Annotated in this window: 1 protein-coding gene; it reads left to right on the top strand. The window is 67.1% G+C overall.

The annotated features are described in order from the left end of the window. Window positions 1-20: 20 nt before the first annotated feature. The coding region (locus PZA18_RS23615; RefSeq protein ID WP_284103352.1) for a CARDB domain-containing protein at window positions 21-3420 on the top strand (3400 nt) is incomplete at its 3' end.

The following is a 3420-nucleotide window of genomic DNA, read 5'->3' on the forward strand; positions in this document are numbered from 1 at the left end:
GTCGCCAGGGCCCGCTCGCGGTGGGTCAGGGCAGCGACTGCGAGGCCACGGTCCGCATACCGCCCCGGCTGGCCGGCCGCTGGCGGATCGCGGTGCAGACCGACGTCAACCGCAGCCTGAATGAGCCGGACCGCCGCGCCAACAACCAGCGCCTGTCCGGGCCGATCCAGATCCAGCCGAGCTATGCCGATCTGGTCCCCACCGCGCCGGTAGCGGTGGGCCCGGCCTATGCCAACCGGCCGCTGACCGTTCGCTGGAGCGTGCGCAATCACGGCAATATCGGCACCGACATCGAGCGCTGGACCGACCGGGTCTGGCTGTCGAAAACGCCCACCCTGGGCGCCGACGCGATCAGCCTGGGCAGCGTCACCCATACCGGCAGCCTGGGTCTGGGCCAGACCTACGACGCCGAACTGAGCGCCAGCCTGCCGGCCGGTCTGCAGGGCGACTACTACCTGCTGGTCGACACCGACACCCAGCAGGCCGTGCACGAGCCTGATCATCGCGACAACAACCGGGTGGCCAGTGCCCAGCCCCTCTCCATCCAGGCCGAACCCAAGCCGAATCTGACTATTGGTCAATTTGAAGTGGACGGTCGCTGGCGCGTGGGTGAAGCGGTCAGCCTGCGCTATCGGGTGGAAGTCGGCGGTAACGAAGGACTCAACCGCTTCCTGACCGACCAGCTGCGCCTGATCAACCAGGCCGACCCGCAACAGACGGTGATCCTGGCCAACCCGGCCATGCAGCGGCAGGTGGCCGTCGGAGGGCACTATGACGTTGCACTGACCCTGACCGTACCGAGCCTGGCCTCGGGCCTGTGGACCCTGCAGCTGATGGCGGACAGCAGCCAGCAGCTGGCAGAAACCGACGAGACCGACAATGTGGCCAGCCAGACCATTGAAGTGGTCAGCCCGGATCTGGCGGTGAGCGAACTGAAGACCACGGGGCGGCTGCAAGGCGGCGAGACGCTGACCCTGGACTGGGCCACCCGCAATCTGGGTACGGCCGACGCAGAGCCGGTCCGCGACGAAATCTATCTGAGCCGCGATGGCCAGCTGGCCGGGGCGCAGAAGCTGGGCGAGGTCGTCCATGCCCGCATTGGCGCGGGCGAACGGGCGCAGGGCCGCCTGCAGCTGACACTGCCGGTCGAGGCCGAAGGGGCCTACCGGCTACTGGTGATCAGCAACCGCGCGGGGGCGATCCATGAGGCCGGCCGCACCGACAACAATCAGGACGGTCTGGATCTGCAGATTGCGGCCGATCCGTATGCGGATCTGGTGGTGAGTGAGATCCGGGTGCCGCAGCAGGTGATCGGCGACCCGGCCAGCGTCACCGTCAACTGGAAGGTCAGCAATCAGGGGACCGGCGCCGGCCGGACCCTGAGCTGGACCGATGTGGTGGTGTATTCGCAGGATGCCGTGTTCGGCAACGCCGACGACATCGAACTGGGCCGACTGGAGCACCAGGGCGGTCTGGATGCCGGCAAATCCTACGAAGGGGAAGTGACATACCGGCTGCCGGCCGGGCTAAGCCGGCGCGGCCATGTCCTGGTCCGCACCGATGCCGGCGGCAAGGTGTGGGAGCAGGGCGCGGAAGCGAACAACACGGCGGAAGCCGCCCGGTTGCTGGACGTGATGCCCAAGCCCTATGCCGACCTGCAGGTCGATAGCGTAACCATCGAGGGCACGCCGCGCAGCGGCCAAGCGCTGACGGTGAACTGGACCGTCAGAAACCATGGCATCGGGATCACCGATGTCGCGAACTGGGAAGATGAAGTCTGGTTATCGACTTCGGCCGACCCGGACGACAAGACCCATCGCTGGCCGCTGGCCAGTGCCAACCATCTGGGTCAGCTCGGGGCCGGTGACGACTACCGCCGCAGCCTGAGCTTTGGGCTGCCGGAGGGGATCGAGGGGGACTACTACGTCCATGTCCGGACCGGGCGCGGGGTCTACGAATTCCTCCATGGCAGCAATAATACCGGCCGGTCCCTGGCGATACCGGTCACGCTGTCACCGAGTCCGGACCTGCAGGTGAGCGAACTGGAGGCACCGGCCACGGCACAGGAAGGCGATCTGCTGACCGTCCGCTGGCAGGTCAGCAATGCCAGCGCGGTCGCGGCCAGTGGACGCTGGGTGGACACCCTGGAACTGGTGCCGCTGGACAACAGCGCCTCGCCGCTGCTGCTGGGGCATTACAGCTATGAACGCGGTCTGGGCGCGGGCCTGCATTACGACCGGACCGAACAGATCCGGCTGCCGGCCCGGATCGAGGGGGGCTACCGGCTGCGGGTGACCACCAACAGCCAGCCGGGCAGCCAGGGCATTTATGAGGGCGGCGCGACCGCCGCCAATAACGTGACACTGGCCGCCACGCCGACCCTGATCAGCCCGCTGCCACGGCCGGATCTGCGGGTGCACGATATTGAGGTACCGGCCAAGGTCAAGGCCGGGACGACACTGGCGGTCAGTTTCCAGGTCAGCAACCGGGGGCCGGTCGCCGCGACCGGCCAATGGAAGGACCGGGTTTGGCTGTCCCTGGATGGTCAGGTCAGCGCCGACGACATCCTGCTGGCGGAACTGGACAATGGCAGTGCCCTGACGCCGGGCGGTGAGCCCTATCGCAGTCAGACCGTGCCGGTCACGATCCCGCTGCGTTACCGGGGTCCGGCCCGCATCATCGTCGAGACCGATGCCCGCAACCGGATTGACGAAGGTCGGCAGGAAGGCAACAACACCGCCATCCAGACCTTCGAGGTCGAAGCGGTGGCCTTTGCCGATCTGGAAACCAGTGCCGTCAGCGCGCCACAACAGGCCAATGCCGGCCAGACGATCGACGTCCGCTACACCGTGACCAACCGGGGCCTGGCGACGACGCAGGGCGACACCGGTCAGGTGACGGGCTGGACCGATACCGTCTGGCTCAGTCGCGATGGGACGCGCCCCAACCCGGCCAAGGGCGACATCCTGCTCGGCAGCTTCCGGCATGAGGGCCTGCTGTCGCATGAGGCGGGCCAAAACAGCTATGACGCCACCGTCTCGGTGCGGCTGCCGGACGAGGTGGCCAGTGCCGACTATCACCTCATGGTCTGGAGCGACAGCTATGACGGGATCCTGGAAGAAACCACGGCCGGTGCGACCAGCCATGTCGGCGATTTCGACGCCAATAACTATAGCGGGCAACGCCTCAGCGTCATCGGGGCGGTGCCCCGGCAGCCGGACCTGAGGCTGGTCACGGTCAGCGCCAGTCCGAACGCCGAAGCCGGCGGCGACTTCCACTTCGAATACCGCGTGCGCAATGGCGGTGACGCCTTTACCGGCCGCTGGGTGGATACCGTCTGGTTAAGCGACAGCCCCGATCTGGATCAGGCCAGCCAGCGCTGGCAGATCGGCAGTATCGAGCAGCAACGCAGCCTGGGGA

Origin of the sequence: Parachitinimonas caeni (assembly GCF_030129945.1) — a bacterium.
Lineage (GTDB): Bacteria > Pseudomonadota > Gammaproteobacteria > Burkholderiales > Chitinimonadaceae > Parachitinimonas > Parachitinimonas caeni.